This window comes from Ruminococcus sp. NK3A76 (genome assembly GCF_000686125.1).
GTDB lineage: Bacteria > Bacillota > Clostridia > Oscillospirales > Ruminococcaceae > NK3A76.
Map to the genome: position 1 here is coordinate 1 of NZ_JMMA01000001.1, position 5,680 is coordinate 5,680.

Sequence of the window (5,680 nt, forward strand, 5' to 3'; positions counted from 1 at the left end):
CAAGCTACACGGTATCGGGGCTTTCAAAGGGCAAGAGCTACAAATTCAAGGTGCGTGCATACCGCAAGGTAAAGCGGTGTGACCTACTGGGGCAAGCCGAGCGCAGCTGTAAGCGTGACTACCAAAAAGGGTCGATGAACAAATGGCTCAGGAGCTGCGCAAAGTGGGGGTGAGGAAAAGTTTTATGACATAGCTGATTTATATACCGTAATTTCTTCAGATTATAAAAATAATTATCGAAAAAGTGCTATAGTCAAACCTTACTCATTGGAAAATGTCAAGATACTTACAGAAACCCGACAACGAGTTTTTCATCTGCGGCAATCTGGTCATCGTTATGAACTGGGACGGTGTAATTGGTATTCACGCAGGCGACAGAACGCATTATATACCTGTTGCCTGCAAAGCATATATATCTGACGGTCAGGTCAAGGTTGATGCTCTTACTACCGAATGGATTTACAATATTGTTTATACAAGCATCAACAAGCCGGTGGTCGAACAGTGTAAGAGCTTTTATTGAAAGAACCTGCTTCACTTAATAAAGAAATGTTTGATTCTGATTTTTCCTCATTCATTGAAACAGACCATCACGGAAACAACGCTTGGCTCCCTTACCCCCATATCACATCACCGTAATAATATAACACATAACCCCCGAGCAAAACTCGGGGGCGGTTTTGTATCTTCTGCATTATTGACAAACGTGTGATAATCGGTTATAATTTAATCAGACCGCACATCACACATGACAGGAGAGACTTTATGAACACTACATACTATATCTTATAGACCTCGAAAACGTCAACAGCGGCGGCTTTGAGGGCGCAAAACATCTTAGATGAGACCGATGAGCTGATAGTTTTTCTACAGTGAGAAGGCAGACACGCTGAAAATTCCCACGATAAGGGCGCTGCTCTTTACCAAGGCCGAGATAAAATTCTACAAGAGCAAAAACGGCATCATGAACGCTATGGATTTTGACATAGTGTCGGTGCTGGGCATAGTTTACAACACCGAGAGGAGCTTTTGTGATAGTCAGCCGTGACAAGGGCTTTGATGTCGTTGTCGAGCGCTACCGCTCGTTTGGCAAGGCTAATGTCACCAGGCGTGTGAACATCGGCGCTGCAAATCAGCGGCAGGAGCCCTGTTCCCGAGCCTGAGCCTACAGCCGAGCCCGAGCCTATAGCAGCAGAGCCCGAGGCGGCCACAGACCCCCGAGCCCATGACCGAAACCCCCACAGCCCTCCGAGCCCGAGGAGATATCATACTCAGCGCCCGATGTGCCTGAGATAGAGCCTGACAAGTTCGAGGCGGAGATATCAAAGGCTATGGAGCTGACCGCCGAGCAGGCAGCTTCCTCTCAGGCTGAGGAGAAGCAGGCAGAGCCCGGGCAGGCTACAGAGCCGGAGCTATCCGAAATACAGCAGCCCGAGCCGCAGCCGCAGCCCAGAAAGCGTGGCAGGCCGAGAAAGACACCGCAGCCAAACGCCCCCAAAGCGCCTGCGCCCAACGCTCCTGCACCCAAAGCCCCGGTAAAAGAAGAAAAAGCCGGCAGCAGCCGAGATGTCAAGGGCACAGAAGGGCATGGTAAATCAGTTTTTAAACAATCTCATGGGTGCCAAGCACAAGCCGCCCTTCACCAAGGACGAGCTGAAAATAATCAGAGAAACAGCCGAGACTGCCAGGAACAAGACGGCGTTCTACAACGCATTAAGAAGCAGGCTTGGCAGCGAGAAAGGCATCGAGCTCTACAAGGAGATAAAAAACGACTACGACAAGATAACGGAATACATCAAAGACATAAAGAAATAGCAAAAGACCATAGCAAAAGACCGCCCTCGGGCGGTCTTTTCTAATGCATAATTAAGAATGCATAATGCTTTTTCAATGCATAATGCATAATGCTTTTTCAATGCATAATGCATAATGCATAATGCATAATTGAGGTGCGCCTGCGGCGCTTATGGCCATTCGGCCGTGTTTATCTGACGGTATTGTTAAAACCGCAGGGCGTGCTACCGAAGGGTCGAGGGGCGACCGGAAAGCCCCTCATGTACCCTCGGAGAGCGAGAGTGCTCCCTTGAAGGCAATCTCCCGGACAAATCAGCTAAAGGGGTAGTCTCTCGCTTTGTTCACGCTACAGGTAGGGGGGCTTTCCGGTCGCCCCCCTGCTCCGGCTTCGCCTTCGCCACCCCCTTGGGTTCACCCACACACGCTGAGTTGAGGACGAAGAAGACGAAGACAGGCCGAATGGCCATAAGCGCCGTCAGGCGCACCACTGAACCTGTCAAGTTTTTCTGCACACATAAAGTTAATAAAACTATTGATATCAGCCAATAGAAAGCTTTTCATTTCTGAGCTCATATGGCGTTTTTAAGCCGTTTGAGCTGTGATAACGATGTGTGTTGTAAAAGCCAAAGACGTATTCAAATATTTTTAGCTCGGCTTCCTTCCTCGTTTTGAACCTACAGCCATGTACACAGGCATTTTTGACCGTTGCCCAGAAGCTTTCCATAGGTGCATTGTCCATATGGCACACCGCTTCGAGACATGCTCTGGGATCATCTTGTACTTATGAAGCTTGTTTTTGTATGCATTGGAAGCATATTGCACGCCTCGGTCAGAATGGAACAGCAGTCCTTCGCCCGGCTTGTATTTTTTGAATGCCTGATCAAGCGAATCGATCATCAGTTCCTGCGTGTGTTTGCTGCTAAAGCTTAATCCGACACAATCACGTGCACATAGTCTATTATCCCCTGCTGCGTACAGCCAGCCTTCGTCTGTCCATATGTAAGTGCTGTCTCCGCACCACTTTCGGTTTGGCTTATCAGCATTAAAATTGCGGTCAAGAAGATTTCGTGCAACTTGATACTTGTGGCCTGCTGTTGGTCGTTGCCCTATATTTTTGCATTTTTTTCGGGTACATATTTCCTTGACGCCATCAGCCTTCCGACTTTCCCCTCACTCATCGGGGTATCCGGCTTCTTCAAGTGCTTTTTTCATACGCACTCTGCCATACTCCTCATAGCTTTTCAGCGAAGATCGTCTGCATTTTCTCTACAAGCTCCAGATCTTCTTTTTCTTTGTTGCTGCGAGGGTTTTCCTTTCGGTCATAATATGATCTTGTACTTATCCCGAGAGTCTGACATACCAGATTGATCGGATATTTATCCAATCCTCTCGCCCGCAAGTCATCTATCTTTTCTTTGACTCTTGCTCTGCCTGATATGCCGCAACTTTTTTTAAGATCTCTACCTGCATCCTGAGCTTTTCGTTTTCTTTCTTCAATCGCCTAAGTTCTGCATCCTGCGGACGCTGTTTTCCCACGCCTACAATGCATCCTCGCCGTACTTTCTGTACTCTCTGCGCCATGTGTAGATCGTTTGCTCCGGTATTGCGAATTTTTCGGATAACACTTTCACAGATATGTTATCTTTGAAGTGCAGTTCCATGATCTTAAATTTGAATTCCCGACTGTTTTCTCCATGTGTGCTCATTTGAAGCCAACTCCTTTTTTTATATTATATCATTATTAACTTCAAATGTGTAGTTTTATTATACAGTTCATTCACTATTCACTATTCACTATTCATTATTCACTGAGCGAAGCGTTTCCGCCCGAATGGGCATAAGCGGCGTAAGCCGCACCTCAACTGTTACTGTTACTCTGTTACCTGTTACCTGACAAGAGCTGTTTACTGTTACCTTGTTAACTATCACATGGCTTTTCGTCAGCAAGCTATCGTCTCAATGTTGATTGTCGTTATATATAGGAACAAAGGAATCTTGTCGGTCCATTACATATGATTCCTCTATATTCTCATTCATAAGTAATAACGCAAAACCCGGTCTTTGTCAACTTTTACGACCATATCCGTACAAAGATTATCAATATTAAGCTCAGAGTGAAGTGCTTTCGGATCATCAATGCCGTCTGATCTTACTCGGCCTATTACTAATCCTGTCCTATTATATAATTAAATAGCTCTTCGTTGAAGCAGTCAGCTTTCCCCCTCACTAAATCATTTTACCGATTTGAGAGCCTGCTTTGCATTTTATTTCTTCTTTGTTTGACATTGAAACGAGTTCATCAAGCAGTTTCTGTGCAGATTTTACTTCTTTATCAATTTCATTGAGACGTGAATTGTACTCCTTTTCTGTTATTGTGTCTTCCAAAAGCAAATCAAACAGTTTTGCTTTCTTTTTCTTTTTTATCTCAACGTTTTTTCGGCATTGGATGATCTGTTCCTCAATTTTCCCTTTATTCTTGCTTGATTGTTTAAGCAGCTCATTCAGCTTGCCGTTTGACAGATAGAAAATACTGTCAGTATCGTCTATCAGGTTTTTGATTACATTTACAACAGATTGCTTGATATAATCTTCTTCAATCGGTTTGCTTTGAGGACAATTCGCTTTACCCAGTTTGCATTTTGTGGTACAGTTCCAGACTACTTTCTCATATTTAGTCCCTGCATGTATTTTTCTTCTGACGTATTTTTTACCGCAGTATGCACAAATCAGTTTTGATGTAAAAACACTAAACTGATAGTCTTTTGTTGTTCCTCTTTTTCGTCCGTCAGCATATGATAAGCACCTGTTCTCCGTAATGGCTTGTGCTTTCTCCCAATCTTCTAATGAAATAATAGCCTCATGATGGTCTTCAATTCTATAACTTCTGGCTTCTCCGTTGTTATTTTTCTTTCGTGACTGATAGGATTAACGGTATATGTTTTTCCTTGAACAAACAAACCTGTGTACTTTTCGTTTTTTATGATACCAAGTACAGTTGATGTGTTCCAAACTTCATTTCCTCTTTTGGTCTTTGCACCCATGCTCTGAAGTTCTTTGGCGATTCTTGATCCGCCTATTCCATCTAAATATCGGCTGAAAATATATCTCACTGTCTCAGCTTCATCTTCATTTATTACTAACTGGTTATCGACGACATCATACCCCAAAGGTGCTGCCTGACCAACAAATTCACCCTTCTCCATTTTCTTCTGCAAAGTCCAGTTAACATGACTGCTTGTGTTCTCTACTTCCATTTGAGCAACCGCACCTAAAATTGTCAGCATTAAAGATCCTGTTGTATCTAATAAGCGTAATCCGTTTTCTTCAAAAACTACATCAACACCATGGTTTTTCAGCTTCTCACAATAATGAAGAAGGTCGGCGACATTTCCTTGAAAAACGTGAGATACTCTTTGTGAAGATCACATCAATATGCCCCTGCTCTGCCATTCTTATCATTCTTTGAAAACTCGGTCTATTGTCAGTTGTTCCGCTGATTGCTTCATCAGCAAATACTCCAACAAAAATATAATCATCATTATTATCTAACATCTTTTTATAATACTTTTGCTGATTTGTAAAAGAGTCTTTTTTGCTCATCTGAATTAGTGCTGACTCTTACCTCCCTTCGCTTTTTATATTATCCCATAAAACCTGAAAAGTCAAGAACTTTGGTAAATTCTGTCGGCAAGATCTCCTTATTGCATAAATTAGAATATATGTTCGTTACACTCCCCCTTACAAATAAATACACTTTGCACAAATAATTAAAGCGGCAGTTATTACACCGCCGCTAAAATCATATTAATAGCTATTATTCTATTATACTTGATCTTCTTAACAGCCGACCATCCGCTGTAATACTTAGTGCCGTTTACCGTCTTGT

11 protein-coding genes are annotated in these 5,680 nt (G+C 43.4%); 3 read left to right on the top strand and 8 right to left on the bottom strand.

The genetic code is table 11. The features are described 5' to 3' along the window. Window positions 1-274 precede the first annotated feature (274 nt). Both CD05_RS0100010 and CD05_RS21240 read left to right on the top strand, forming a co-directional pair. On the top strand, window positions 275-523 hold the full coding sequence (locus CD05_RS0100010; RefSeq protein ID WP_028508779.1) for a hypothetical protein: 249 nt from the start codon (window positions 275-277) through the stop codon (window positions 521-523). Between the two features lie 508 nt (window positions 524-1,031). Further along, entirely contained in the window at window positions 1,032-1,163 is a 132-nt protein-coding gene (locus CD05_RS21240; RefSeq protein ID WP_278244753.1) for a hypothetical protein, read from the top strand. A 200-nt stretch (window positions 1,164-1,363) separates the two neighbouring features. Here CD05_RS21240 and CD05_RS20445 read toward each other — a convergent pair whose 3' ends face one another. Then, window positions 1,364-1,528 (bottom strand): hypothetical protein, encoded by a 165-nt coding sequence (locus CD05_RS20445; RefSeq protein WP_156947224.1) that lies wholly within the window; start codon window positions 1,526-1,528, stop codon window positions 1,364-1,366. A 38-nt stretch (window positions 1,529-1,566) separates the two neighbouring features. On the opposite strand from CD05_RS20445, the gene CD05_RS0100025 reads away from it, so the two are divergent. Then, complete coding sequence (locus CD05_RS0100025) at window positions 1,567-1,815, top strand: hypothetical protein (RefSeq protein ID WP_028508780.1); 249 nt, start codon at window positions 1,567-1,569, stop codon at window positions 1,813-1,815. 517 nt (window positions 1,816-2,332) lie between these two features. Here the strand turns inward: CD05_RS0100025 and CD05_RS19255 are convergent. From CD05_RS19255 to CD05_RS19265, 7 genes are all read right to left on the bottom strand, one after another. Continuing rightward, window positions 2,333-2,533 (bottom strand): IS3 family transposase, encoded by a 201-nt coding sequence (locus CD05_RS19255; RefSeq protein WP_028508781.1) that lies wholly within the window; start codon window positions 2,531-2,533, stop codon window positions 2,333-2,335. Window positions 2,534-3,025: 492 nt separating this feature from the next. Further along, entirely contained in the window at window positions 3,026-3,178 is a 153-nt protein-coding gene (locus CD05_RS20450; protein WP_156947226.1) for a hypothetical protein, read from the bottom strand. Between the two features lie 20 nt (window positions 3,179-3,198). After that, window positions 3,199-3,330 carry a hypothetical protein gene (locus CD05_RS21245; RefSeq protein WP_278244754.1) on the bottom strand — a complete coding sequence of 44 codons (132 nt, stop codon included), beginning with the start codon at window positions 3,328-3,330 and terminating at the stop codon, window positions 3,199-3,201. A gap of 2 nt (window positions 3,331-3,332) precedes the next feature. Beyond that, a complete protein-coding gene (locus tag CD05_RS20200; protein WP_084262047.1) occupies window positions 3,333-3,500 on the bottom strand; it encodes a helix-turn-helix domain-containing protein in 168 nt (55 codons plus the stop codon). 520 nt (window positions 3,501-4,020) lie between these two features. Continuing rightward, window positions 4,021-4,179: a hypothetical protein gene (locus CD05_RS20790; RefSeq protein WP_198021553.1), complete on the bottom strand. Its 159-nt coding sequence runs from the start codon at window positions 4,177-4,179 to the stop codon at window positions 4,021-4,023. Between the two features lie 455 nt (window positions 4,180-4,634). Beyond that, on the bottom strand, window positions 4,635-5,150 hold the full coding sequence (locus tag CD05_RS21010) for a recombinase family protein (protein WP_242841210.1): 516 nt from the start codon (window positions 5,148-5,150) through the stop codon (window positions 4,635-4,637). A gap of 4 nt (window positions 5,151-5,154) precedes the next feature. Then, window positions 5,155-5,394: a recombinase family protein gene (locus CD05_RS19265; RefSeq protein ID WP_028508783.1), complete on the bottom strand. Its 240-nt coding sequence runs from the start codon at window positions 5,392-5,394 to the stop codon at window positions 5,155-5,157. Window positions 5,395-5,680 lie beyond the last annotated feature (286 nt).

What these genes read in the sequence shown, in the direction of transcription:
- CD05_RS0100010 (WP_028508779.1), top strand. Translation starts at nt 275, where the DNA reads ATGTCAAGATACTTACAGAAACCCGACAACGAGTTTTTCATCTGCGGC.
- CD05_RS19265 (WP_028508783.1), bottom strand. Translation starts at nt 5,394, where the DNA reads ATGAGCAAAAAAGACTCTTTTACAAATCAGCAAAAGTATTATAAAAAG.
- CD05_RS20200 (WP_084262047.1), bottom strand. Translation starts at nt 3,500, where the DNA reads ATGAGCACACATGGAGAAAACAGTCGGGAATTCAAATTTAAGATCATG.
- CD05_RS0100025 (WP_028508780.1), top strand. Translation starts at nt 1,567, where the DNA reads ATGTCAAGGGCACAGAAGGGCATGGTAAATCAGTTTTTAAACAATCTC.
- CD05_RS19255 (WP_028508781.1), bottom strand. Translation starts at nt 2,533, where the DNA reads ATGGACAATGCACCTATGGAAAGCTTCTGGGCAACGGTCAAAAATGCC.